Raw genomic sequence first — 26016 nt, 5'->3', positions numbered from 1 at the left:
TTTATACGCTGCTTCTACCTTTAGCCCTTTTTATGAAGACTAACATTACGCCCTATCTGTGTTGTTTGCTTACCCTCTTACTGTTGCTGTCACAGCTTTCGCTTTCTGCCCAAGGTATACGCGGCAGCATCAAAAACCAGGAGGGCGAGGCGCTGCCATTTGCCTCGGTCTACATCACCAACCTCAACAACGGCTCCTCGAGTAACGCCAATGGCGATTTTGAGATTAAGCTGCCGGCAGGAAAGCACACGGTGGTAGTAAAATACATTGGCTATGAAGCACAGCAAGTGCAGGTCGAGATCACGGATAATTGGGTGCAGCGGGACTTTCGGCTTGGTGAGCAGTCCTTCGCGCTGAAAGAGGTGCAGGTAAAAGGCAAAGGGGAGGACCCGGCTTATACCATCATGCGCAAGGCCATCGCCAAGAAGAAATACCACCTGCTGCAGTACGACAGTTACAAGATGAAGGTATACGTGAAAGGTACCGGCGAACTGACCAATGCCCCCTTCTTTCTGAAGAACAAGCTCAAAGAAGAAGGAGTGAAACTGAACGAAGCCTATACCGTGGAATCAGTTAGTGAGATCAAGTTTGCGCAGCCCAATAAGTTTGAGGAAAAGGTGATCTCTATCCGAACTTCAGGCAACAACAAGGGCACCATTTCGCCGATGTCGTTTGTGAGTGCGAGTTTCTATGAAGACAAAGTGGTGGAGATGGTGTCGCCGCTGTCACGTTCTGCTTTTGCCTATTACAAGTTTCAGTACGAGGGAAGTTTTCAGGAAGGCAACATCGACGTAAACAAGATCAAAGTAACCCCACGCTCCCGCGGGGATAATGTGTTTGAAGGCTACATCTACATCATCGAAGGCCACTGGGCCATTCACAGCCTCGACCTCAAAACCAGCATGATGGGTTTCCCGATCAAGGTGAAGCAAAACTATGCTGAAGTAGCCCCGACTGTTTGGATGCCGACCACGCACCAGTTTCATTTCTCAGGCAAAGTGATGGGCTTCGGAGGAGAGTTCCGCTACCTGGCCTCCATCTCAGATTACCAGGTGGTGCTTAACAAAAAGCTGGTGGCGCCAAAAGAGATCATCGACGAGAAAGTAGAGGAAGTGCCGGAGGCAATCTCTGCTATTAAGTCAAGCAACAAGAACCCTAACCTGGAAGCACTGGCTAACCAGGACAAGCTGACCCGTAAGCAGTTCCGACAGCTGATTTTGGAGCAGGAGAAGGAAGCATTGAAGGAGCGAAAAGATCCGGAAGTGGTGTCGGAGCGCAGGTATACGGTAGACAAACTGGCCACCAAGCGCGACTCCGCCTACTGGGACTCCGTGCGTCCGGTGCCGCTGAGTGAAAAGGAACTCAGAGGCTATCAGCGTGATGACTCCCTGGCGCAGGTCAGGTCGGCTGAGTTGACAGGCAAGGATTCCACCAACGTGATCAAGAAGCGGAAATTCAAGCCGCTGGACATGGTGACGGGTGGGGGGTACAGGCTTTCGCCGCGCACACGTCTCAACATCAACCCGACATTCACCAATGTGTACTATAACACCGTGGAGGGCTGGAATGTGAACCTAAGCGGCAAGCTGCGTCACCAGTACGATAGTTTGCGCCGCAGCTTTGAGGTGGCACCAACGCTCCGTTATGGCTTCGACAGCGAAACGTTCTATGCCAAGACAAGGCTGACGCATACGGTAAGGAGAAAGGGCAAATCGCACCTGCTATACCTGGAGGGCGGTCAGTTTGTGGAGCAGTTCAACAGCGAGAATCCGATCCACCCACACATTAACACGCTCAGCACGCTACTTTTCCGCCGCAATTACATGAAGATCTACGAAAAGAGCTTTGTGGAGACCGGCTTTGAGTACAAGCCTTCAGTATGGCTGAAGATGAGCGGCAACCTGGAGTGGTCGCAAAGAAATCAACTATACAATAACACCGACCGTAGCTTCTTTTACTCTGATACTGACAGAACTTTTTCGCCTAGCACACCGGACAATATCGAGCTGGAAAGCACGGAGTTTCCAAAGCACGAGGCGCTGGTGCTGCAGGCTAATGTGAGCTACCGTCCGGTGCAGCGTTACCGTCTGTACAACGGACGCAAAATTCCGATCATGGAACGCTCGCCGGAGCTGTTGCTGATGTACCGCAAGGGTGTGTCGGGCGTGTTGGGGAGTGACGTGAATTTTGACCAAGTGCAGCTGGGCATCAACCATGCACTGGCGTTCGGGGTGCGTGGCAAGTTGGAGTTTGAACTGCGCGGGGGCACGTTCCTCAACAGCAAGAGCATGTACTTTATGGACTACAACCACTTCGACGGCAACCGCACCATCCTGAGCAGTCTCAAGCCGGCCGGTTCTTTCCGCCTGCTCGATTACTACCAGTACAGCACCAACGGCAGCTACCTTTCGGCGCACACGCACTACCAGTTCCGCAAGTTCCTGCTGACTCAGATACCGGAGGTGCGTTTCACAGGTATAAAAGAGAACATCTTCTTCAACTACCTCAAAACGCAGCACTCGCCGCACTACTACGAAGTAGGCTATTCGCTGGATAATGTGTTCCGGGTGTTCCGCATCGAAACGGCTGCTTCTTTCAATGATCGCAGCTTCCAGGAGATGGGCTTCAGGATAGGTATAGCCACGCTTTTGAAGTTTAATCAGAATTAAGGATGGTGACAGGAGCGGAAGCACTGGCTATACCTGTAAAGTGAAGCTAACACCACATGTCACCTACAGCTATAACAGCGCTTCTCTGTTACGATCTGCCTTGTAAAAGTGCTTTCAGGAAAGAAAAATCTGCGTCATGTTGCACTAAAACAATAATATTCAGTATCCTTGCCATCTTGTGCTAAAATCTACGTATACTAATAAGACTGATTGTCTGTGTCTTATGTAGATTTTATCATGACAAGGTTTTCCCGCTTCATCCTGCTTTGTCTTTGCTTCTGTCTGTTGTTTTCCGAAGCAATAGGGCAGGCATTTGCGAGTGATACGGTTTACTTTACATCGAAGCGCAAGAGCATCACCATTCCTTTCAAGCTGGTCCACAATCTGATCATCATCCCGGTGCAGATCAACGATTCTCAGCAGCTCAACTTCATACTGGACTCCGGTGTGAAAAATACACTGATTACCCGTCTGCATTACTCTGATTCGCTCAGCCTGAACGAAACCGGTCGTATTACAATACAGGGGCTAGGCACCGGGCACGAGATAGAAGCGCTTTACTCAAAAGGAAACTTCATGCGCATGCCCGGCATAATGGGTGTGAACCACGAGGTGTATGTGCTGATGGAAGATGTTTTCAACCTGTCGACCCGCATGGGAATGTCCATACACGGCATCATCGGGTATGATATCTTCCGCAATTTTATTGTCAAGATCAATTACAGCAGCAAAACACTAACGCTTTACAGACCCGATATCAAGCTCAAAATACCGAAAAAAGGAGAAGTATACCCGCTCCACATCGAAAACACCAAGGCCTATGTGGAGGCAGGAGTGCGGCAGCACAACGGCGACTCGATCAAAGTGAAACTGGTGATCGATACGGGGGCAAGTCACTCCGTGTCGCTCTACCTGCCTACTAATGATCGCCTGCAGTTGCCGCCTAAAGTGATGGAGGCCTACCTGGGGCGTGGATTGAGCGGCGACATTAACGGTAAGATCGGGCGGATCAATAGTTTTTCGCTTGGCAAGTATGAGTTGCAGGATTTGCCTGCTTCCTTTCCGGACGAGGAGTCGATCAAAGCAGCGCTTAACCTGGCGAACCGAAACGGCAACCTGGGCTCTGATATTCTGAAACGCTTTACGGTAATTTTTGACTACCCGCACGAGCGCATGATACTCGTTCCTAACCGCAAGTACAGCGATCCGTTCTACTACAACATGACAGGCTTCGAGATTAGCACACCCTTGCCGGGTGCTAACTTTTACATTGTGTCGCATGTGATTGACGACTCCCCAGCCAAGGAAAGCGGGCTGCTGCCCGGTGACCAGCTCATCAACATCAACGGCCGCGATTGCAAGGAGCTGGCACTGGATGAACTGCTCGAACTCTTTGACAGCAAGCCTGGTCGCAAGCTGAGAATGAGGCTGAAGCGCGACTCTAAATTAGTCAACGTAGAGATGGTCTTGCAGAGCAGGATCTGATTTAAGCCTGCTGCATATCCGTGTATACCTGCACCCCCAGAAGAACAACAGCCATGATGATAAGAGCAATGCCTACATAGAACCGAACCTTAGGGACAGGCGCTGCTACCATATTGCCGGCCGCATCAGGTCTGCTGAAGCGCAGATTCGACAAGATAAGTCCGTTTCCGAAGCTGAGCCAGATGGCGGCCATGAGCGGGTCACGGGTCAGGAAAAGGGAGGCAGTGCCAATAGCAGAGAAAAGGATGCCGATGATGACACTTAAAGACAGATTTTTCATGGTGCCGCAAGATACACAAAACCCGCCTTTCCACAGGTGCCGTCACCTGGCAGATGATTGATTAAACCGGTTTTAAGCTTTAATTTCAAAGGTAAGGCAGGTAAATGTTGTAACATTTTGCCTGATTGTGTAAATTTTACAATAAACTACAACTCTTTGTTGTTTAATTCGATATTATTTCAAAACCTTTGCTTTCCATAACAGGCAGAGGCCTGTTTAACAGATCGAACTGAATTTTTAAAATGAAAAAAAAGCCGACTTTATCATCAGCGATGGTAAATCACCTTTCTCCGAAGGGTGCGTCTTTTTCTATCCTGTCTGCCAGGATAGTTTTGAGGGCCATTAACGCCGTGGTCCGCTACAGGCCCTAGGCCGACGTGCTTCCCGACTGCTCACGTGGTGGTCATTCTTCCCCATTTCTTTTTGTGATAACATGTTGCCTGACGAGGGTATGCGTAGCTGCATAACCTGTCCACAGCATTGTTTCTTATTGTTTTAGTTCTGTATCAGCTGGTTATGCGCAGCCATAGCCGGGGTATATAATTTCTATAATGAATCCATCACCTTTTATCATTACTGTTGCCGATGCGCAACACACCGGCTACGCTGCTCAGATCTGCGATGAAATGGAGGCGTCTGCCAAGGCCAGAGGTACAGGTATAGCCAAGCGCACACCCGAGTACATCGCCCAGAAAATGCTGGAAGGCAAAGCAGTGATCGCCCTGGATATGAACGGCGTGTGGGCAGGTTTCTGCTACATCGAAACCTGGAGCCATGGCAAGTATGTGGCCAATTCGGGCCTGATTGTATCGCCGGAACTGCGCAAAAGCGGACTGGCCAAACTGATCAAGCAGAAGATATTTGAGCTGTCACGCACCAAGTACCCGGATGCCAAGATCTTTGGTCTGACCACCGGTCTGGCCGTGATGAAGATCAACTCCGATCTGGGTTATCGCCCGGTTACCTACTCCGAGCTGACGGATGACGATGCTTTCTGGAACGGCTGCAAAAGCTGCGTGAATTATGATATCCTCATGATGAAGAACCGCAGCAATTGCCTCTGCACCGCCATGCTCTATGATCCGGCCCGTGAGCAGAAGCCGATTGCCCGGGAGCAGCTGCAGATTCTGACTCCGATAGACGAGCCGGCTATACCTGTGGGCTACGGCACCTTTGCGCAGGGCCACGCAAATCCAAACATTAATCCGACAAGCATTTAAAGATAGCATGAAAAAGAAAGTTGTTTTGGCCTTCAGTGGCGGTCTGGATACCTCATACTGTGTAAAATACCTGAAAGAGGAAAAGGACCTGGAAGTACACTCAGTGCTGGTGAACACCGGCGGTTTTACAGAAGAGGAACTGCAGCAAACCGAGCAGCGCGCCTATGATTTGGGCGTAACGGAGCACACGAATCTGGATGAAACCGAGTACTACTACCAGAGTTGCATCAAGTACCTGATCTTCGGGAACGTGCTGAAAAACAATACCTATCCGCTGTCGGTAAGTGCTGAGCGTGTGACGCAGGCCATGGCCATTGCCCGTCACGCCAAAGCCCTGGGAGCCGACTACGTGGCCCACGGCAGTACCGGCGCAGGCAACGACCAGGTGCGCTTCGACATGATTTTTCATGTGATGATTCCGGAGATCGAAATCATCACGCCAATCCGTGACATGAAGCTGTCCCGTGATGAGGAAATTGAATACCTGAAGCAGCACGGCGTGGAATACGACTTCGTAAAGGCGCAGTACTCGATCAACAAAGGCATCTGGGGCACCTCCGTGGGCGGCAAAGAAACCCTGACCTCGCACCAGCCACTTCCTGAATCTGCTTACCCAACACAACTGACCAAAGAGCAGCCTGAGCGCGTGACGTTGCATTTTGAAAAAGGCGAGCTCGTAGGTATAAACGACCAGGTATATGAAAGCCCGGTGCAGGCGATTCAGGCACTGCAAGGTATAGCCGGTCCTTTCGCCATTGGCCGCGACATCCATGTGGGCGATACGATCATTGGTATCAAAGGCCGCGTGGGCTTCGAAGCAGCCGCTCCGATGGTGATCATCAAGGCGCATCATACCCTGGAGAAGCATGTGCTTACCAAATGGCAGCTTTACTGGAAAGACCAACTGGCGACCTGGTACGGCAACTGGTTGCACGAGGGGCAGTTTATCGACCCGTCCATGCGCAACATCGAGACTTTCCTGCAGGAAACACAGGAGAATGTTACCGGCAAGGTACACGTGCTACTGGCGCCTTACCGCTTCCAGGTGGAAGGCATCGAGTCGGAGCACGACCTGATGTCGTCGAAGTTCGGCAGCTACGGCGAAATGAACAATGCCTGGTCAGGTGAAGATGTGAAAGGCTTCTCGAAGATATTCGGCAACCAGGCCATGATGTACCATAAGATCAACAACACCGAACTATAATGGCAGCTACGATAAAAGCAGGTATAGTAGGCGGGGCGGGCTACGCTGGTGGCGAGCTGCTACGTTTGCTCCTGCTGCATCCGAACGTAGAGCTGGTTTTTGTGCAGAGTCGTAGCCAGGCAGGTAAGCCGGTTTATACCGCTCATCCAGATCTGCTGGGCGAAACGGAGCTGGAGTTTTCAGCTGATGCGGCTATACCTGTGGATGTGCTCTTTTTGTGCGCCGGCCATGGGGAGGCTGCTAAGTTTCTGGCTGAAAATGAAGTGCCTGCTGAGACCAGGATCATCGACCTGAGCCAGGATTTTCGCTGGAACGAAGGTACAGACACGGCCACTGTTGAGGTTAATGACAGAAGATTTGTGTATGGATTGCCGGAGCTGCAGCGCGAGCGCGTTAAGGAGGCGCAGTACATTGCCAACCCGGGCTGCTTCGCCACAGGTATACAGCTGGCGCTATTGCCTTTGGCCCAGCAAAACCTGTTGACTTCTGACGTGCATGTAAGTGGCATCACAGGCTCGACGGGTGCAGGTCAGAGCCTGAGCGCTACCTCACATTTCAGCTGGCGCACCGAAAACATCTCGACTTACAAAGTGATGGAGCACCAGCATTTGCGTGAGATCAAGCGCAGTCTGCTGAGCCTGCAGCCGGAAAGCCAGCCCGAGATCCATTTTATACCTTATCGTGGACCATTTGCTAGAGGCATCTTCATCACGGCCTACCTGCAAGCAGATCTGTCGCTGGAAGAGGCGCAGGAATTGTATAAAGGTTACTATGAAGGTCATCCATTCACCATCATGACAGACCAGAACCCGGACCTGAAACAAGTGGTGAATACAAACAAATGTGTGCTATACCTTCAAAAGCACGGCGACATGCTCGTGATCACCAGCCTGATCGACAACCTGCTGAAAGGAGCCGCTGGACAGGCTGTTCAGAATATGAACCTGGTTTTCGGGCTGGAGGAGAAAACCGGACTGAAGTTGAAGGCTGCAGCTTTTTGAGATAATTAAATACCGCGCCCTCGCTCGCCTCTGGCGAGTGTGAGCTACCCAGTGGCGTCCCGCCACTTGTGCCGACAGGGACAAAGAAGCGGCCAGTTGCAAATCCCGAATACCTTCGGGAAGTCCGCCATATAGCTCACACTCGCGGGACGCGAGCGAGGGCTAAAGGCCATAAATGCAGGTTAAACAATTAACAATCAGCAATTAACAATCAACAAAATGCTCACATACCCAAGAACACTGTTCTACATCTATTTTCTAACCTCTTACATCTAATTCCATAGCCATGAACCTCTTTGATGTTTACCCGCTCTTCGATATTGAACCAGTAAGAGCAGCCGGTCTGTCCGTTTGGGACAAGGAAGGCCGCAAATACCTTGACCTCTACGGCGGCCACGCCGTGATCTCTATTGGTCATTCTCACCCACACTACCTCAAGCGCATTGCCCGTCAGCTTTATGACATCGGTTTTTACTCCAATGCAGTACAGATGCCGTTGCAGCAGGAACTGGCCGAAAAGCTGGGCAAGCTCAGCGGCTACGGAGACTACAGTCTGTTCCTGTGTAACTCCGGTGCCGAAGCCAACGAGAACGCCCTGAAACTGGCTTCTTTCCAGACAGGTCGTAAAAAGGTCATATCCTTCACCAGCTCCTTCCATGGCCGCACCTCTGCCGCTGTAGCTGTTACTGACGACCCGACCATCGTGGCGCCAATCAACCAGACCGAAAACATCATCTTCCTGTCATTTAACGATGTGGCTGCTTTTGAGCAGGCGCTGCAGGAGCATGGGCAGGCACTGGCTGCTGTGATAGTGGAAGGTATACAGGGTGTAGGAGGGGTAAACATCCCAAGTGTGGATTTTCTAAAAGCATTGGAAGCTGGCTGTAAGCAGGTGGGCGCGCTGCTGATTTTGGATGAAGTACAATCGGGCTATGGTCGCTCCGGCAAATTCTTTGCGCACCAGCATGCAGGCATTAAACCTGATCTGATCACGGTGGCTAAAGGCATGGGCAATGGTTTTCCGGTAGGCGGCGTGTTGATCAGCCCGGAGATTGAGGCGCGCCATGGTATGCTCGGTACCACATTCGGTGGCAACTACCTGGCATGTGCAGCTTCTCTTGCCGTGCTGGAGGTGATGGAAAATGAAAACCTGTTAGAGAATGCCACCATCATGGGACACTACCTCCGTGAGAAACTGGAAGGGATGCCGGGCGTGAAAGAAGTACGTGCGCTGGGCTTGATGATTGGCATTGAGCTGTATGAGCCTTGTGCAGGTATACGCAAGATGCTGCTCAACGAGTTCGGCATCTTCACGGGCAGTTCTTCGAATAAGAACACGCTCCGGTTGTTGCCGGCCCTGACCATCAGCAAAGCCGAAGCAGACCAATTCCTGAAAGCATTTTCTGTTATCCTTAGTAAAAAAGTAACTGCCTGATGAAGCAATTTACTTCCGTACACGATGTGCAGGATGTAGCCGCCCTGGTGAACGAAGCACTAGATCTGAAAAAATCGCCTTACGCGCATAAAGCACTCGGGCAAGACAAAACGCTCGGTTTGATCTTTATGAATCCAAGTCTGCGCACCCGTTTGAGCACACAGAAGGCTGGCTTGAATCTGGGCATGAACGTAATGGTCATGAACCTCGACAAAGAAGGCTGGGCGCTCGAAACCCGCGATGGTGTGATCATGGACGGCACCACGGTAGAGCACATTCGGGAAGCAGCCGCTGTGATGGGGCAGTACTGCGATATCATCGGCATCCGCTCTTTCCCAAAGCTGCAGGACAGAGAGGAAGATTATAGCGAGGACTTGCTGAACAAATTCATCGAGTTGACCGGAGTACCAATTGTGAGTCTGGAGTCGGCCACACGCCACCCGCTGCAAAGCCTGGCCGATTTGGTGACCATCAAAGAGCAGTCTCCTGCTGGCAGGCGCCCGAAAGTTGTGCTGAGCTGGGCACCACACATCAAGCCGATCCCGCATTGTGTAGCCAACTCTTTTGCCGAGTGGATGCAGCAGGCGGATGTGGAGTTTTTCATCACAAATCCGGAAGGCTACGATCTGGCCGAAGAGTTTACCAAAGGCGCTCAGGTGCTGCACAACCAGGACGAGGCGCTGCAGGATGCTGATTTTGTATATGTGAAGAACTGGTCTAGCTATGAGCAATATGGCAGAGTGCTGACAGACGGCGAAGGCTGGATGATCACGAATGATAAGCTGACTTTGACCAACAACGCCAAAGTAATGCACTGTCTGCCGGTTCGCCGCGGTCTGGAGCTCAGCCACGAAGTGTTGGACGGCCCGAACTCCCTGGTGATCGAGCAGGCAAACAACAGGCTCTATGCAGCGCAGGCTGTGCTGAAGCGGATGCTGGAGAGAATGAGTAATTAAATCACTCATTCACTTAGTCACTCATTCACTCATTAATCTGACATGTACATAATTAAAATAGGCGGAAATGTTTTGGACAACCCGGCGCGGCTGCAGCGTTTTTTGATTGATTTCGCGCAGCTGCCCGGTCCGAAACTACTGGTGCACGGCGGCGGCAAAATTGCTTCTACTATTGGGCTGCAGCTCGGCATAGAGCCAGCTTACGTAGAGGGTCGCCGCCTGACCGACGCTGATACACTCAAGCTGGTGACGATGGTTTACGCCGGCCTGATCAACAAGAATGTAGTAGCGCAACTGCAGGCCTTGGGCTGCAATGCCATCGGAATGACCGGTGCTGACGCCAACGCCATACCTGCCACCAAGCGACCAGTAAAGACGGTAGATTATGGCTTTGCAGGTGATGTAGCAGGTCCAGAAAGGATAAACGCTACTGTAATTCAGGCGCTCTTGCAGGCAGGACTTACACCGGTTTTTGCCCCGCTCACCCATGACGGACAAGGCAGTCTGCTCAATACCAATGCCGATACCATTGCCTCTGTGCTGGCTACGGCACTGGCTCCGCATTATGAGGTGAAACTGGTCTACTGTTTCGAGAAAAAGGGTGTGCTGGCTGATGCCGAAGATGATAATGCCGTGATTCCACACATTGATCAGCACAGGTATAGCAGCCTGAAGGCGGAGGGTGTGGTAAAAGACGGGATGATCCCGAAACTCGACAACGCTTTTGCAGCCCTGCGACATGGCGTCAGTGCGGTACTGATCGGGGAGGCGGAGGCGCTTCCATCGCTGGCTACAGCCGAAGGATATACAGGCACGACTATAGCACTGCAACATGGATAAGAAGAACCTTTACCCACAGACACTGGACCTATTGCAGCAGCTGATCGCTATACCTTCTTTCAGCCGCGAAGAAGACAGAACAGCTGATACGATCGCTGTTTTCCTGGAGGCAAGGGGAGTGGAGGTGCACCGGAAGCTCAACAATGTGTGGGCCATTAACAAGCATTTCAATCCGGCCTTGCCTACGCTGCTGCTCAACTCACACCACGATACCGTTAAGCCGAACACCGGCTATACCCGCGACCCTTTTGCAGCTACTGTAGAAGATGGGAAATTGTACGGCCTGGGAAGCAATGATGCCGGTGGCTGCCTCGTGTCGCTCCTGGCTACCTTTCTGCATTTCCATGCGCAGGAAGGGCTTAGGTATAACCTCGTATACGCCGCTACTGCCGAGGAAGAGGTTTCTGGCCGAAATGGTCTGGAGCTGGTGCTGCCGGAACTGGGCGAGTTGGAAGCAGCTATAGTCGGTGAGCCGACCCAGATGCAGTTGGCTGTGGCTGAAAAAGGTTTGCTGGTGCTGGACTGTGTAGCTGCCGGTCGTTCCGGCCATGCCGCCCGCGAAGAAGGTTTAAATGCAATATACGAGGCGCTCCCGGATATCACCTGGTTTCAGACCTATCGTTTTCCTAAAGTGTCGGAGCATCTGGGACCGGTGAAGATGTCAGTAACCATAATAGAGGCGGGCACGCAGCATAACGTGGTGCCAGACAAGTGCAGGTTTACAGTCGATGTGCGTCTGACAGATGCCTATAGCATGGAGGAGGTGCTGGAGGTGATTCGTCTGAACATAAGAGCCGAGGTGGCACCCCGTTCCATGCGGTTGAAGCCCTCGTCTATACCGATGGAGCACCCACTGGTACAGGCAGGTATAGCTCTCAACCGCAGCACCTATGGTTCGCCCACAACATCTGACCAGGCCCTGCTGTCTATACCCTCTCTCAAACTTGGCCCAGGTGACTCTGCCCGTTCACACATGGCGGACGAGTTTATCTACCTGCATGAGATAGAAGAAGGTATAGCGCTTTACATCAATATACTTGAAAAGGTAGTTAAATAATTGTAAACAGGTTGTTGTCATCTCAACGTTAGGAGAGATCTGGATCAATTACGAACCGGACCTTATCCAGATTTCGCATTACATTCGAAATGACAAAAATTATTCACTAATTTAGAAATAACCCCATGAAACTCTGGCAAAAGAACACCGACGTCAAAAAAGAGATCGAGCAGTTTACAGTTGGGCGTGACCCGGAATTTGACATGCAGCTGGCCGCTTTTGATGTACTGGGCTCTTTGGCGCACACGCGTATGCTGGAGCAGGTAGGCTTGCTGGAGAAGGATGATTTGGATGCTTTGCAGCAGGAGATGAAAAATATTTACCATCGCATTGTGGCAGGTGATTTTGAGATTGAGCCGGGAGTGGAAGACATTCACTCGCAGGTAGAGCTGGAGCTGACCCGCAGGCTGGGTGAAGCCGGTAAGAAGATCCACAGCGGCCGTTCACGCAACGACCAGGTGCTCGTTGATCTCAAGCTATACCTGCGCTACGAACTACAGCAACTGGTGCAGGAAGTAAAAGCGTTGTTTGATGTAATGCAGGAGCAGAGTGAGCGGCACAAAGACAAGCTTTTGCCTGGCTATACCCACCTGCAGGTGGCTATGCCATCTTCTTTTGGACTTTGGTTCGGTGCCTATGCCGAGAGTCTGGTGGACGATGTGCTTTTGCTGCAGGCGGCCTATAAAATTACCGATAAAAACCCGCTGGGCTCTGCAGCCGGGTATGGTTCTTCGTTCCCGCTCAACCGGCAAATGACAACTGATCTGCTAGGTTTCAGCACCATGAACTACAATGTGGTGTATGCGCAGATGGGGCGTGGTAAAACAGAACGGGTAGTGAGTACAGCCATTGCTTCGGTGGCAGCCACACTGGCGCGCATGGCCATGGACCTGTGCCTGTACATGAGCCAGAATTTTGCTTTCGTTAGTCTGCCAGATAACCTCACGACTGGCTCCAGCATCATGCCGCACAAAAAGAACCCGGACGTGTTTGAGATCATGCGTGGCAAGTGCAACAAGCTGCAGGCGCTGCCGACTGAAATCTCCATGCTGCTCATTAACCTGCCTTCCGGTTATCACCGGGAGCTACAGCTACTCAAGGAATCACTCTTCCCTTCCATTACGGAATTGAAAGATTGCCTGCAAATGATGACTTTCATGCTGCCGCAGCTGCAGGTGCCTGATCAGATCATGGAAGAAGAGAAATATAAATATGCCTTCAGTGTTGATGCTGTGAATGCGGAAGTGCTGGCAGGTATGCCTTTCCGGGATGCGTATAAGGTGGTGGGAGAGCGAATTGACGCGGGTACTTTTTCTGTTCCTGAGGCAGTGAGCCATACCCACGAAGGAAGTATCGGCAACCTGTGCAACAGCGAAATTGCCGCCCTGATGGACCAGGCCATAGCTGACTTCAGTTTTGATAGAGCAAACAAGGCCATCAGCGAACTGGTAAAGTAACAGAGTGGTCAGGTAGTTATACCCTGACTCTTAATTAAGCGGCTCCGGTCTTTATTAATTCCAGTGATAATTCTGGGGCTTGATGTTTTTCAATTTACGGGTAGCCTGTAGCAGCGTAGCGACCAGCAGGGCGATAAACACCGACATGCCGATCACCAGGTATGAGAGCACTTTCAGTGTTTTAACTTGTCTGTCAGCCGACTGGTACAGCTCTTTTCCAACTTCTCCCTGTAGTGCAATCAGTTCATGTAATGGCTCCAGCAGATGCAGAAAGGCCTGGTGGCCTTCGGTGCGGTACAGGTTTTCAGCTTTGGCCTTATCGCCTGCGCTGCTTAGCTGCAAAATACGATCCTGCACAGCCACGAGCTTTTTAAATTCTTTCTTATAGGTAGCCAGTCCTGCGCTTTCGCGCTCGATCAGGTATGTGCTTTCAAATTGGTCAATCAAGGACTCAATCTCTTCGGTATTTGCCAGCACCAACTGATGCAGGCTGTCCTGCTCTGATGCAGCGGTGGACAGGATGTGATCTTCAAGCGTCAGTCGGTTCTGATAGTAGCGTTCCATCACATCCGATATAACCAGCGAAGGCACCAGGCGATCTTGGTATACTTCTCGGAACTGATTGCTCACACGACCGATGCTGTAACTGGCAAACCAGTTAGCCAGTATGATAATAGCAAACACTGAACCCAGCGCAAATGCTACTTTATCACGTTTTGTTATCCGATAGGCCCAGTTCATAACAAATAAGGTTTAGGTAAAAGACAATATACGTTTTATGGCTTAGATTCACCAGCTAAACGCATTATTATTACACGCAATAATTGTGCTGAACTTGCGGCATATTGTTAATTCTTCTTTCTAAAATACAGATAACTTCTTTCATGGTCCGCGTATAACAGGCACACTGATACAAAGTGCAACGCAAAAGAAGCTGCCTGTGATACCGATCAAGATCCATACGCAACCTGACGATTCCACTTGCGGACCTACCAGTTTGCATGCGGTTTATCGCTATTTCAAAGATCCTATCTCACTGAGCGAGGTGATCAAAGAAGTGCCGTATCTGGACGAAGGCGGAACGCTGGAGGTGCTGCTGGCCTGTCATGCCCTGGAGCGTGGCTACCGGGCCCGCATCTATACCTATAACCTGCACATATTCGACCCTACCTGGTTTCAGCTCAGCAATAAAGAAATCATAGCCAAACTGGAGGAGCAGCTAGCTTTCAAGAAAGGCACCAAGTTCAGGCGGGCTACCCTGGCTTACATTGATTTTCTGCAGCGGGGTGGTGAGCTGCGCTGCACCGACCTGACCAAAGGTCTTTTAAAAGAGTATTTTGAACGGGACATTCCGCTATTGACAGGGCTCAGTGCGACCTACCTCTACCAGAGCGCCCGTGAGTTCAGCGACGAAAATGGCAACTCGATCTACGATGATGTGCGTGGTTACCCGATGGGGCACTTCGTGGTGCTTTGCGGGTTTGCAGAAGATCAGAAACACATTGTGGTGGCGGACCCTTACCAGGAGAATCCATTCTTTCAAAATAATTATTACGAGGTGAAGGCTTCACACCTGCTCAACTCCATCATGTTGGGCATGGCTACCTACGATGCCAACCTGCTGGCCATACAGCCCGCAAAATCTGAACCTATCGACGAATAAACCATGCGAAAAATAGTAGTTGTGGATTATCCCAAAGACTGGGATGTGGCGATTGAAGACGTGGAAGTAGTGGATGTGCAAACTTACCTGACAGATACCGCCTATACTGATATAAAAAACGCCCGTATTTTTAACCTGTGCCGCTCTTACAGGTACCAGAGCGCCGGTTACTACGTATCGCTTCTGGCTGAAGCCAGGGGGCATAAACCCATCCCAAGCGTAGCCACCATGCAGGACCTCAAGAGCCCGACCATTGTGCGGGCCATTACCGTGGAGCTAAATGAGCTGATCCAGAAAACGCTGGGAAGTCTGCGGTCGAAGTCCTTTACCCTGAGCATTTACTTCGGGCAGAACGTGGCCAAGAAATATGAGAAGCTTTGCAAGCATTTACATGACCTGTTTCAGGCGCCGCTGCTACGGGCGCAGTTTGTCTACAAAGATGAATGGGTACTGCAGAGCATCTCGGCTATACCTATCAACGATGTGCCGGAGCACCACTGGCGCTACCTGCTGCGTTTTGCCAAATCTTACTTTGCACGGCACCGCTTTTCAGGCGCCAAAATCGGCCGCAACAAAATCTATGACCTGGCTATCCTGGTTGACCCGGATGAAAAGGAGCCTCCCTCAAACAAAAAGGCACTTCAGCACTTTGTAGAGGCCGGTGAAGGAATGGGCTTTTATGTGGAGATGATCACCAAAGATGATTACCGCAGGCTGCCAGAGTTTGATGCGCTCTTTATCCGCGAAACGACTTCTGTCAACCATCATACCTATAAGTTTGCCCGTAAAGCCTATGCTGACGGCTTGGTGGTGATCGACGACCCGATTTCCATTCTGCGCTGTACCAATAAGGTATACCTGGCGGAGTTGCTGACCAAAGCCAAAGTGCCTATTCCCAAAACCATGATCATCCACAAAGATAACCGCGAACTTGTAGAGCAGGAACTCGGTATACCCTGTGTGCTGAAGAAGCCGGACAGCTCTTTTTCGCAGGGTGTCGTAAAGGCCAAAGACAGTGCAGGTCTGCAGCGCGAGCTGGATGTAATGCTCGTGGACTCAGAACTGATCATCGGGCAGGAGTTTACACCGACCGACTTTGACTGGCGCATCGGGATCATGGACAAGCAGCCGCTTTATGCCTGCAAGTACTACATGGCCAAGGGGCACTGGCAGATCTACAACTGGAACGGCAAGAAGAAAAACGACACAGAGGGCGATCACGAAACGGTGCCATTTGAAGAGGTACCCTTTGTGGTGTTGCACACGGCCATCAAAGCTGCGAACCTGATCGGCAATGGGCTGTATGGGGTGGATATAAAGGAGATAGACGGCAAGGCCTATGTGATTGAAGTGAACGACAACCCAAGCATTGATGCCGGCTGTGAGGACCAGATCTTAAAAAAAGAACTTTATACCGCTATCCTTAAATCCATAAAGAAACGCATAGATGACAACAAGAACGTTAGAACAGATGAGTACTAAAACCGCGACGCTGCACCTGTTTGAAGGCTATGGCGTGGAGATGGAATACATGATCGTTGACCGGGACACATTGCAGGTACGGCCTATCACAGATCAGCTGATATACGACCAGGTGGGTGCCTACGTGTCGGATGTGGAGTTCGGCAAAATGGCTTGGTCTAATGAACTGGTGCTGCACGTGGTGGAGCTGAAAACGCAGTCCCCTGTCCATACCTTGATCGGCCTGGAAAACGACTTTCAGGAGCATGTGAAAAAGATAAATCAGCTGCTGGAAAAGCACAACGCCATGCTACTGCCCACAGGTGCACACCCCCTGATGGATCCCTTCAAAGAAACCAAACTGTGGCCGCACGAGCACAATGCCGTGTACGAAGCTTATAACCTCATTTTTGACTGTCGTGGGCACGGTTGGGCCAACTTGCAAAGCACCCACCTGAACCTGCCTTTTGGCAACGATGAAGAGTTTGGAAAGCTGCATGCCGCCATCCGGATGGTGCTGCCGCTTATACCTGCTCTGGCTGCTTCCTCACCTGTGCTCGATGGCAAGCTGTCCGGTCTGCTGGATACCCGTCTGGAGGTATACCGCCACAACCAGGATAAGATTCCGGCCATTGCCGGCAAGGTGGTGCCCGAGGCTGTGTTCACGCAAAAGGATTACCGGGAGCAGATCCTGAACCGCATGTATGCGGCTGTCGCACCTCACGATCCGGAGGGTGTGCTGCAGGAAGAGTTCCTGAACTCACGCGGTGCCATTGCCCGCTTCGACCGCAATGCCATTGAGATTCGCATTATTGATATACAGGAGAGTCCGGTGGCTGACCTGGCCGTGCTGCAAGCTGTCGTAGCGGCCATACAGGCACTGGTAGGGGAGCGCTGGGTAGGTATAGACAAACTGAAGCAATGGGATGAAAACCGGCTCTCTGACCTCTTCCTGCAGGTGGTGCGCAGCGGACAGGAAGCTGTGATCAATGACCGCGACTTCATCGACTGCTTTGGCTTCGATTGCGAAGATAATTGTACCGTAGGCGAACTGTGGAAGCACATTGTGGCCGAAACCCTCAACCTGGAAGAACAACCCCATGTAGCCCATGCCCTGAATGTGATCTTGTCACGCGGCTGCCTCTCTAAGCGCATTGTGGAAGCGCTGGGTCAGGATCCAGGCGAGGAGGACTTTCATCGCGTATACCTAAGCCTTGCCCGTTGCCTGCAGCAGGGCAGCGTGTTTATACCTGAAAAACCATGCTGAGACTACTGCTTACCTGCGAACACGGAGGGAATTTTATACCTACTGCCTACACACCACTCTTCCAGGGGCAGGAGGAAGTACTGAAAACGCACCAGGGCTACGACATCGGTGCCCTGGAACTATTCCATACGCTGAAACCAGTGGCGGATGTGAGTTTCTATTCTGAAACAAGCAGGCTGCTGGTAGAACTGAACCGTTCGCTGCACCATGCCAGGCTCTTCTCTGATTTCACGCAAGTGCTGCCACCAGCTGAGAAGGAGCGATTACTTGAGAAACACTACAAGCCATACCGGGAGCAGGTGGAGCAGATGGTAGCTGATTTTGTATCGGCAGGGCGGCGTATACTGCATGTAGCGGTTCATACCTTCACGCCGGTGCTGGATGGCGAGGAGCGGCAGGCTGACATTGGTCTACTCTATGACCCCAAGCGGAAGCACGAGCAGGCCTACAGCAAAGAGTGGAAAGCCGCGCTGAACAAAGCCGACAAAGAACTGCTGGTGCGTTTCAACTACCCATACCTGGGCATATCCGATGGTTTCCCAACCTACCTGCGTCGCAAGTTCACGGCTGATGAATATGTGGGCATTGAACTCGAAGTGAACCAGAAATTCCCGCAACAAGGGGGTGCCCGCTGGCAGGAAATTCAGGCTATGCTGGCCGCCACTCTGCAGGAAGTAGTGCTCCGAAACAGAGCCCTGTTATCTGAGAATGCTATTTAGAGAACAAAATAACCTGTAATACAGTACTGTATGTTATATATGAAGAGTTTTGCATATAACCATAGCACTATCTCTTTCTGTAGTATACACCCTTAGCCAGGGATCAGTCTTTTTAATTTTAATACTTTAAAAACCTAAAACTATGAAGATCAAAAGTTTACTTAATCTGGTATTTGTTCTGGTAGCCGCGCAATTGATGTTTGCCTGTAGCTCAGCCAAGTACTACGAGTTTGCCGGCCACAAGCAGGCTCCTTACCACGACATGAAGAAGCCTGCACCACAGCAGGAGGTAGCCCCTGAAATAACGCTGAGCGAAGTAGCCATGGCTGCAGTAGAAGAAAAGGCCACTAACAAAGCAGTGGAGGAACCTGTACTGGAGGCTAGTGCTGCTATACCTGCTGTTCCTGTTGCACCAGCACCTAAGGTAGCTCCGATTGCCCCGGCTTCTGTAGAAGAGATAACAGTAACTGAGGCCGAAGCGCTGGCGATGGCGAAAGAGCGTTTGGCCAACATGACCAAGGCGGAGAAGAAAGAGTTTAAGAAGGAGGTGCGCGAAGCCCTGAAGCAGGACCGTCGTGGTGGCGGTGTAAGCATCATCAAGATCATTCTGGCTGTACTGCTTCCACCATTGGCCGTGTTCCTGCACGTTGGTCTGGGCACACAGTTCTGGATCAGCCTTATTCTGACGCTGCTCTTCTGGATTCCGGGTGTGATCTACGCACTTCTCGTCGTGACAGATACCATCTAAACGCAACGAATTCCTCATCGATCAAAAGCACTGCCTCCCGGGGTGGTGCTTTTTGTTTTATACCTGCTTAACCCCCTGTGCAGGTTTGCGTTTTATACCTGTAGCTGACCTTTATACCTTTACAAGCATGGAATACAAGGACTATTACAAAATACTGGGCGTAGAAAAATCTGCCTCACAGGCCGATATCAAAAAGGCCTACCGTGCTTTAGCCAAAAAATATCACCCGGACAAAACCAAAGGCGACAAAGCTGCCGAAGAGAAATTCAAGGACATCAGTGAGGCCTATGAAGTGTTGGGAGACGAACAGAAGCGGAAGCAGTATGACGAGCTGGGCGCTAACTGGCGTCACTTCCAGCAGCAGGGCGGGCAGTACCAGAGGCAGCCTGGTGGTGGCTATGGCGGCACCTATTACGAAGGCGACATGGGCGATATGTTCGGGGGTGGCAGCGGCTTTTCCGATTTCTTCGAGCAGTTCTTTGGCGGTGGGTTCTCGCAGCAGGGAGGTGGTTTTCGCTCAGGCAGACGAGCACCTAAAGGGCAGGACTACGAAGCCGAGATGCTTATTACGATGCAGGAAGCCTACAGCGGCACCTCCCGTCTACTGACTGTCAACGGCCAGCAATTGCGGATTACGACCAAGCCCGGAGTTTCTGACGGGCAGGTGCTTCGGATTAAGGGGAAAGGTGGGCCAGCTGTGGCTGGGGGCGTAGCCGGCGATCTGTATATACGCGTACAGGTGCAGCCTTTGCCTGGCTTTGAGCGTCAGGGAGATGATCTGCATACCAAACTGAATCTCGACATGTACACGGCCATATTGGGGGGAGAGGTGCAGGCCAATACGCTGACCGGTAAAATAAAACTCAAAATACCAGCCGGCACACAAAACGGAAAAACGCTTCGCTTGCGGGGAAAAGGAATGCCTATCTATGGGAAAGCAGACCAGTACGGCGATCTGTACGTAAAAATAGAAGTACAGCTACCTGTGCATCTCACAGAAGAGGAGCGGAGCCTGATGGAACGGCTTAGAGAACTGCATCAACGTAAGACTGCCAGCGTATAACAGAAAGAGAACACCATTAAGCCCACCTTGCCATGTTAATGACCATCGACCATATCAGTATCCATAACCCCATCGAAGATTTTGTTGATAGCCTGGCCGATAGCAACCTGACCTGCTATGCCAGCGATTTATTGGAGCAGCAGGGCTGTCAGAGTCTGCAGGAACTGAGCGATGCTGTGAAGCGCGCAACAGAAGTGTGTAATTGCATGCATGTGCCACTGCAGGAAAATTTTAAAGTGGTCTACCGCTCCAGAAACGGCGAAGTTGTGCAGGACTGGAGACTATCGCGCATGGCTTATCTACTCACCGCCCTCAATGCCGACTCCAGGAATGCCTTTGTTGCCCAACTGCAGCTCGAAATGGTGAAGCAGATGCTACATCATACCTGATTCAAAGAAGGGTCCGTCACTAAACTTTCTTTCTGTAAAACATCCTTCCAGCCAAACTGCAGGCACAAGCGCTGGAAGTGTTGGGGCAGGGGGGCCTTTAGCTCGATCACACCACCACGCACAGGGTGCGTGAATGCTAAGGTGGCGGAGTGCAGTAGCATGTAAGGTGATTCCAGCTGCTCACGGAACATCTGGTTGTGTCGCCAGTCGCCGTGCCGCTTATCGCCTACGATGTAATGCCGGATGTGCGCAAAGTGCTTTCGGATCTGATGCATACGCCCTGTTTCCGGTTCCACTTTCACCAGCGAGTAACGGGAGGTGCTGTAGCGACCGACAGTTATAGGAAGCTCGACAGTAGCCAGGCGCTCGTAGTGTGTTACAGCATCTTGTGGTGCCTTATGCTTGTGGTCTTTATCCGGGCGGATGGGGCTGTCGATAGTTTCCTTTTCCGGGGTATAGCCCCGCACGATAGCGTAGTATACCTTGTCTACCTGTTTATCTTCAAATGCTTTTACAATAGGCGCAACTGATTCCGGATTTTTGGCAAATAGCAACACCCCGGAGGTGCCACGATCCAGGCGGTGTGCTGCATATACCAGGTAACCCAATTGGTCGCGCAGCATTTGCAGAGCAAACTCTTTCTTCTCCTCTGCAATGCGTGTGCGGTGCACCAGTAGCCCATTCGGTTTGTTCACCGCTACATAGCTTTCGTCTTCGTATAAAATCTCTAGCACCTTAAATAATTTTTCAGGCAAAGATAGCCATATATTAAGAATTGACCTGAAAGCTGCCTATACTTGCCGAAAATCTTCAAAGAGAAATTAAAGCATGGCCATATCGTTTGACAACCTGCGGAGAGGGAAAAAATATGTGTTGGAGAATTACGGTGAGCGCTTCGAGTTTCAGGTGCTGGATATGCCGGAGGAGGGGGCCTACCGGGTGAAGGATCTCCATACGCTGGAAGTATTCATGCTGCACGACCTGATCAGGTATGGCCGTGGCAAAGACTTTGATATGCAGGAGCTCTAAGATCAGGTACTTCGGGTCACTTTGCCTTTCAGGTCCCAGTGGCTTCTTAGCACTTTCCCGGTCTTGCTATCACGTACGATCTTGCGTACATAACGCTCTCCGGAGATCGCACCATCCTCCAGCCGCTTGCCGATAAACAAGGTAACCGCCTCTCCGTTTTCGTTGGTGATGAGGGTCAGGTCCTTGCCATTGTAATGCTGGTCAAGTCTACTGTCAGGTGTATATAGCTTGTCAAGCTTTTCGATCAGTTTTGGTCCAAGCGCCATGAATAGTAAGGTATATTTTGATTTCGTAGATTAATTCGCAGATAGCAGGTTAGGTTGCGCGCACCAGGCCTGGGCATCTTTCGAGTTATGGAACACTTCGTACTCTACGCAGTTTGCAGTCTGGTCGTTGATTTGATTAAGTATCTTGTGTGTCACTATTTCCTGAAACACATCCATGGGTGTCACGCGGGCAAATCTTTTAATGGACATATGCTTCATCCGGCTAGCTGCCAGCTGAGCTAATGCGCGCTGCATCGAAAGGTCCGGCTGGAACCCAATACTATTGTCAGTCACCCAGCTCACTGCCTGATTTGTAATGGCCATATCGAATCCTTTGTCATAGCAATGGAGTAGCTTTGATTCGCAGGGAGGAAGATGCCACTTCAGATAGATCTGATTGGTATCAGGATGGTAGCTTATATGACAAAAATTGTCTCTATAGTGATTCATTTAAGTTTATTAGCGATTGAGCAGTGTTAATACAATACTATAAAAGGGGTTTAAAGTTCAAAAAACATTATATTTAAAACGGTATTATTAGGATAGTTCAATGATTGGTTTTGCAAGAGTAACATTAGGTCTATTGAACAGGTAAAAAATACAAGAAGATTTAGACAGACTCAATGTTATGTTGTATGTACATGAAAACCAGGAACCTTTAGTGCATCAGAGCGAATTTCTGGAGATCAGAGTTAATCCAGGGGAAAAACTCTTGCTCTCAAACTGGGTGGGGTGGTTGAATACTGCAAAAGGACACACAGGCTGTTTGAAGATTCTTGACTATGTAAATGAGTATAAGATTTCCAAGATTCTGAATGACAACTCAAAAGTGACAGGGCACTCAGGCGATACAAAGTGGATGAATGAGGTTTGGATACCAAAATTGCGTGAGGCAGGAGTGAAGTATTTTGCCTGGATCTACTCTTACGAATTCTTTACACAGCTCGAAATTGACAACACAGTGGACAGAAGCACCGGTATTTCCATGCGAACTTTTTTCCTTCCGGAGGATGCCCGCCAGTGGCTGCAGGTTTTCTAACCGGGCGATACATCTTTCGTATACCATGAAACAAACTTACCTTTTTTATGCAGCCAGACCAGCACGCAAATCACTTCTATGTTTATATAATAGGCGACCAATCGCAGCCTCAGTTAAACATTGGCGTTTCTGAAAACCTTCTACAGCAAATTTCACAACAGGGTGGTCTCAGTAGTCAGCCTAAACTTGTGTATTATGAGCACTATGACCGGGAAGAAATAGCGCGGGTGCGTGAGCGGCATATCAAATCCTCCAGCCCTGAAGAGCATCTTCGACTTGTTGAATCCATGAATCCTAATTGGCTGGACCTGGCGGATACCTTAAGCTGATTTTAGCACCTCTTTTCATTTTTCGTTATAAACTATGTTTGCCTTCGGCGTCTGTTCCTTGTACCTTGTAGGGTATAGGATGGTGCGACATGTACCTACCGAAAACAAGCCCACGCAATGATAAAACTGCTGAAGCAGCAAAATGAGAATATACGCATGCAACTGCTCGTGCTGGTTGTAGGTGTGCTGCTGCTGCTTGCCAAATTCCTGGCTTTTTACCTTACCAATTCCAATGCCATACTGACAGATGCCCTGGAGTCTATTATCAATGTGGTGGCGGGCGGCTTCTCGTTGTACAGCCTCGTGCTTTCAGCCCGACCACGGGACCTGAACCATCCCTATGGACATGGCAAAATAGAGTTTGTGGCTGCTACCCTGGAGGGCTCTCTTATCCTGGTGGCAGGTGGGGCTATCATTCTGAAATCGGTGTATAACCTTTTTGAACCTCAAGTTATCTCCAGACTCGATGCAGGTATATACCTGGTTGCATTCTCTGGTATCATTAATTTCATAGTGGGCTACCTGACAGAGCGGCATGGGAACAAGGCCAAATCCATGGTGCTGGTGGCTGGTGGCAAACACCTCAAAACGGACGCCTATTCTACCGCCGGTATTCTGATCGGGCTTTTGCTCCTGTACCTGACCGGCCAGGTATGGCTTGATAGTGTGGTGGCCATTTTGTTCGGGGCCTTTATCTGCTATACCGGTTATCGCATTTTGAGAGTGTCCCTGGCAGGCATAATGGATGAAGCTGACTACGAGCTGCTAAAGCGCATTGTGCAGGTGCTCAACGAAAACCGGTGCGAGAACTGGATTGATATTCATAACCTGCGTGTCATTAAGTATGGTAACACACTGCACATCGACTGCCACCTGACTGTGCCCTGGTACCTAACGGTGTTGGAAGCCCACGAAGAAGTAGAGGCTGTCGGCGAATTAGTGCGTGAGCATATTGACCCTGATATTGAGCTATTCATTCACACGGACCCCTGCGTAGAAGTATCCTGCCCGATTTGCACGAAGTCCAATTGTGATGTAAGGCGTGCTCCCTTCAGTAAGCGAGTAGAATGGGACCTGGACAAAGTGATTGCTGATAAAAAGCATGGCATCCACAACCCAGACAGCAGCGAGAGGTAGGAGGGGAGAGGAGCTAAAATTTTAACAAAAACTTATCCCAACCGGTTAAATTAGCGTAGCCATTAGTAAGGCTTGTGGCGTATGGAACGAAAATATAATTACCTGTTTTTCCCTTTATTACTGCTGCTCTGGGCTTGTACGGAGTCTGGGGGGGAGCAGCGGACTGTCTTGCAGCAGAGTGCCTACAGTTACGGCGATAGTTCAGATACACTCGGACTTAGCAAGGCAACATTCGCTGGAGGCTGTTTCTGGTGCACGGAGGCTTATTTTGAACGACTCAAAGGCGTAGACCGTGTGGAGTCAGGCTATACGGGCGGGAGTGAGGAGCGGCCCACTTACGAACAGGTTAGCAGCGGTAAAACAAGCCATGCGGAATCGGTGCAAATCTGGTATAGGCCCAATGTGATCACTTACCGGGAACTGCTTGAAGTATTCTTTGCGACGCATGATCCGACCACACTAAACCGCCAGGGCCCCGACGTAGGAAAGCAATACCGTTCTGCCATTTATTACCACGATGAAGAGCAAAGAAGACAGGCCCGTAATTATATGCGCGCCTTAGAAGATGCAGGTACTTTTCGTAACCGGATTGTAACAGAGCTCAAACCAGCCAGTAAGTTTTGGATTGCAGAAGATTATCACCAGGATTACTACCGTAATAACCCGGATGATCCTTATGTGATATCCATCACGCACCCCAAGGTTTTAAAATTTGAAGATGCCTTTCGTAGTAAACTCAAACCCAATTATGTAAAGCAATAGCTGAGGGGCCATACAGGGTATAGATTACTGTAAAAACATCCATAAGTGCTTATATCCGTATTAGGACAAAATATTGTCACTAAAACACTATAAACTATGGATTTTATACTCAACTTACTGGTAAGTGCCGGTGTTATCGTGCTATTGGCCTATATACTACCACAAGTGCACGTTAAGAGTTTTCTGACAGCCCTGTGGGTGGCTTTTCTGATCGGTTTGTTTAATGCAACCATTGGCTGGCTGTTGCGCGGCCTACTTAACCTGGTTTCTTTTTTCCTGCTCGAAGCTATCATCGGACTGATTGTGACCGCGCTTATGATCAAGCTGGTTGATAAACTGGTAGGCAACTTTAAGGTGGACGGCTGGTGGCCAGCCTTTGTGATAGCCATTGCGACAGCCATTGCCTTGGCGCTTCTTGGTTGGGTCCGTGGTGGAGACGAAGAATATGCCATGCTCCACAAGCAGCCCAAATTCGAGCAGTATCTCGCACAGACCGCCAGCGAAGACACAAATACGATCCGGATACTATAAGCAATTGCA

28 protein-coding genes are annotated in these 26016 nt (G+C 50.4%); 23 read left to right on the top strand and 5 right to left on the bottom strand.

The window, feature by feature from the left end; translation table 11 throughout:
• The first annotated feature begins 32 nt into the window (after window positions 1-32).
• On the top strand, window positions 33-2669 hold the full coding sequence (locus tag AC5FXQ_RS17960; RefSeq protein ID WP_493603793.1) for a DUF5686 and carboxypeptidase regulatory-like domain-containing protein: 2637 nt from the start codon (window positions 33-35) through the stop codon (window positions 2667-2669).
• A gap of 237 nt (window positions 2670-2906) precedes the next feature.
• Window positions 2907-4154, top strand: a complete 1248-nt coding sequence (locus AC5FXQ_RS17955; protein WP_493603792.1) for an aspartyl protease family protein — start codon at window positions 2907-2909, stop codon at window positions 4152-4154.
• Between the two features lies 1 nt (window position 4155).
• Here the strand turns inward: AC5FXQ_RS17955 and AC5FXQ_RS17950 are convergent, their stop codons facing one another.
• Window positions 4156-4434 (bottom strand): hypothetical protein, encoded by a 279-nt coding sequence (locus tag AC5FXQ_RS17950; protein ID WP_493603791.1) that lies wholly within the window; start codon window positions 4432-4434, stop codon window positions 4156-4158.
• 551 nt (window positions 4435-4985) lie between these two features.
• Here AC5FXQ_RS17950 and AC5FXQ_RS17945 point away from each other — a divergent pair.
• The 8 genes from AC5FXQ_RS17945 (at window position 4986) to argH (ending at window position 13604) form a co-directional block, all read left to right on the top strand.
• Window positions 4986-5654, top strand: coding sequence for an N-acetyltransferase (locus AC5FXQ_RS17945; protein ID WP_076421777.1), 669 nt, complete (start codon window positions 4986-4988; stop codon window positions 5652-5654).
• A gap of 7 nt (window positions 5655-5661) precedes the next feature.
• The gene (gene argG, locus AC5FXQ_RS17940) at window positions 5662-6858 is read left to right on the top strand and encodes an argininosuccinate synthase (RefSeq protein ID WP_493603790.1); all 1197 of its coding nucleotides are present in this window, start codon (window positions 5662-5664) and stop codon (window positions 6856-6858) included.
• A complete protein-coding gene (gene argC / locus AC5FXQ_RS17935) occupies window positions 6858-7859 on the top strand; it encodes an N-acetyl-gamma-glutamyl-phosphate reductase (RefSeq protein WP_493603789.1) in 1002 nt (333 codons plus the stop codon). The genes argG and argC overlap by 1 nt, the downstream gene beginning before the upstream one ends.
• A 286-nt stretch (window positions 7860-8145) precedes the next feature.
• Complete coding sequence (locus AC5FXQ_RS17930; RefSeq protein ID WP_493603788.1) at window positions 8146-9294, top strand: aspartate aminotransferase family protein; 1149 nt, start codon at window positions 8146-8148, stop codon at window positions 9292-9294.
• A complete protein-coding gene (locus AC5FXQ_RS17925; RefSeq protein WP_493603787.1) occupies window positions 9294-10250 on the top strand; it encodes a Rossmann-fold NAD(P)-binding domain-containing protein in 957 nt (318 codons plus the stop codon). The genes AC5FXQ_RS17930 and AC5FXQ_RS17925 overlap by 1 nt, the downstream gene beginning before the upstream one ends.
• 42 nt (window positions 10251-10292) lie before the next feature.
• Entirely contained in the window at window positions 10293-11090 is a 798-nt protein-coding gene (argB, locus tag AC5FXQ_RS17920; protein ID WP_493603786.1) for an acetylglutamate kinase, read from the top strand.
• Window positions 11083-12147, top strand: a complete 1065-nt coding sequence (locus AC5FXQ_RS17915; protein WP_493603785.1) for a M20 family metallo-hydrolase — start codon at window positions 11083-11085, stop codon at window positions 12145-12147. Before argB ends, AC5FXQ_RS17915 begins: the two co-directional genes overlap by 8 nt.
• A 125-nt stretch (window positions 12148-12272) precedes the next feature.
• The gene (gene argH, locus AC5FXQ_RS17910; protein ID WP_493603784.1) at window positions 12273-13604 is read left to right on the top strand and encodes an argininosuccinate lyase; all 1332 of its coding nucleotides are present in this window, start codon (window positions 12273-12275) and stop codon (window positions 13602-13604) included.
• 54 nt (window positions 13605-13658) lie between these two features.
• On the opposite strand, the gene AC5FXQ_RS17905 is transcribed toward argH, so the two are convergent.
• Complete coding sequence (locus tag AC5FXQ_RS17905; RefSeq protein ID WP_493603783.1) at window positions 13659-14345, bottom strand: MCP four helix bundle domain-containing protein; 687 nt, start codon at window positions 14343-14345, stop codon at window positions 13659-13661.
• A 199-nt stretch (window positions 14346-14544) separates the two neighbouring features.
• Between AC5FXQ_RS17905 and AC5FXQ_RS17900 the strand changes: the two genes are divergently transcribed.
• The 7 genes from AC5FXQ_RS17900 to AC5FXQ_RS17870 all read left to right on the top strand — a co-directional run bounded on the left by AC5FXQ_RS17900 (window position 14545) and on the right by AC5FXQ_RS17870 (window position 20914).
• Window positions 14545-15267, top strand: coding sequence for a peptidase-C39 like family protein (locus AC5FXQ_RS17900; protein WP_493603782.1), 723 nt, complete (start codon window positions 14545-14547; stop codon window positions 15265-15267).
• Between the two features lie 3 nt (window positions 15268-15270).
• Window positions 15271-16749: a RimK family ATP-grasp domain-containing protein gene (locus tag AC5FXQ_RS17895; protein ID WP_493603781.1), complete on the top strand. Its 1479-nt coding sequence runs from the start codon at window positions 15271-15273 to the stop codon at window positions 16747-16749.
• Complete coding sequence (locus AC5FXQ_RS17890) at window positions 16739-17995, top strand: carboxylate-amine ligase (RefSeq protein WP_493603780.1); 1257 nt, start codon at window positions 16739-16741, stop codon at window positions 17993-17995. Before AC5FXQ_RS17895 ends, AC5FXQ_RS17890 begins: the two co-directional genes overlap by 11 nt.
• Window positions 17989-18714 carry an N-formylglutamate amidohydrolase gene (locus AC5FXQ_RS17885; protein WP_493603779.1) on the top strand — a complete coding sequence of 242 codons (726 nt, stop codon included), beginning with the start codon at window positions 17989-17991 and terminating at the stop codon, window positions 18712-18714. Before AC5FXQ_RS17890 ends, AC5FXQ_RS17885 begins: the two co-directional genes overlap by 7 nt.
• 142 nt (window positions 18715-18856) lie before the next feature.
• A complete protein-coding gene (locus AC5FXQ_RS17880; RefSeq protein ID WP_493603778.1) occupies window positions 18857-19462 on the top strand; it encodes a YqaE/Pmp3 family membrane protein in 606 nt (201 codons plus the stop codon).
• Window positions 19463-19589: 127 nt separating this feature from the next.
• Complete coding sequence (locus AC5FXQ_RS17875) at window positions 19590-20525, top strand: DnaJ C-terminal domain-containing protein (RefSeq protein WP_493603777.1); 936 nt, start codon at window positions 19590-19592, stop codon at window positions 20523-20525.
• 32 nt (window positions 20526-20557) lie between these two features.
• Entirely contained in the window at window positions 20558-20914 is a 357-nt protein-coding gene (locus AC5FXQ_RS17870; RefSeq protein ID WP_493603776.1) for a hypothetical protein, read from the top strand.
• Here the strand turns inward: AC5FXQ_RS17870 and AC5FXQ_RS17865 are convergent.
• The gene (locus AC5FXQ_RS17865; protein WP_493603775.1) at window positions 20905-21648 is read right to left on the bottom strand and encodes a pseudouridine synthase; all 744 of its coding nucleotides are present in this window, start codon (window positions 21646-21648) and stop codon (window positions 20905-20907) included. The two genes, AC5FXQ_RS17870 and AC5FXQ_RS17865, sit on opposite strands and share 10 nt — an antisense overlap.
• A 94-nt stretch (window positions 21649-21742) precedes the next feature.
• Here AC5FXQ_RS17865 and AC5FXQ_RS17860 point away from each other — a divergent pair, with 94 nt between their 5' ends.
• Window positions 21743-21943: a hypothetical protein gene (locus AC5FXQ_RS17860; protein WP_007656593.1), complete on the top strand. Its 201-nt coding sequence runs from the start codon at window positions 21743-21745 to the stop codon at window positions 21941-21943.
• Window positions 21944-21945: 2 nt separating this feature from the next.
• Here AC5FXQ_RS17860 and AC5FXQ_RS17855 read toward each other — a convergent pair whose 3' ends face one another.
• Window positions 21946-22209: a hypothetical protein gene (locus AC5FXQ_RS17855; protein ID WP_493603774.1), complete on the bottom strand. Its 264-nt coding sequence runs from the start codon at window positions 22207-22209 to the stop codon at window positions 21946-21948.
• A 30-nt stretch (window positions 22210-22239) separates the two neighbouring features.
• Window positions 22240-22659, bottom strand: a complete 420-nt coding sequence (locus tag AC5FXQ_RS17850) for a hypothetical protein (protein WP_493603773.1) — start codon at window positions 22657-22659, stop codon at window positions 22240-22242.
• Window positions 22660-22975: 316 nt separating this feature from the next.
• Between AC5FXQ_RS17850 and AC5FXQ_RS17845 the strand changes: the two genes are divergently transcribed.
• From AC5FXQ_RS17845 to AC5FXQ_RS17825, 5 genes are all read left to right on the top strand, one after another.
• Window positions 22976-23248: a hypothetical protein gene (locus AC5FXQ_RS17845; protein WP_493603772.1), complete on the top strand. Its 273-nt coding sequence runs from the start codon at window positions 22976-22978 to the stop codon at window positions 23246-23248.
• Between the two features lie 47 nt (window positions 23249-23295).
• Entirely contained in the window at window positions 23296-23577 is a 282-nt protein-coding gene (locus AC5FXQ_RS17840) for a GIY-YIG nuclease family protein (RefSeq protein ID WP_493603771.1), read from the top strand.
• 117 nt (window positions 23578-23694) lie between these two features.
• Window positions 23695-24714, top strand: a complete 1020-nt coding sequence (locus AC5FXQ_RS17835; protein WP_493603770.1) for a cation diffusion facilitator family transporter — start codon at window positions 23695-23697, stop codon at window positions 24712-24714.
• Between the two features lie 81 nt (window positions 24715-24795).
• Window positions 24796-25476 carry a peptide-methionine (S)-S-oxide reductase MsrA gene (gene msrA / locus AC5FXQ_RS17830; protein ID WP_493603769.1) on the top strand — a complete coding sequence of 227 codons (681 nt, stop codon included), beginning with the start codon at window positions 24796-24798 and terminating at the stop codon, window positions 25474-25476.
• 96 nt (window positions 25477-25572) lie between these two features.
• Window positions 25573-26007, top strand: coding sequence for a phage holin family protein (locus AC5FXQ_RS17825; protein ID WP_493603768.1), 435 nt, complete (start codon window positions 25573-25575; stop codon window positions 26005-26007).
• The last annotated feature ends 9 nt before the right edge of the window (window positions 26008-26016 follow it).

The organism is Pontibacter sp. LHS1 (assembly GCF_058932855.1).
Note: the sequence above shows the minus strand (reverse complement) of the source record. Positions and strands in the feature narration are given on the sequence as shown.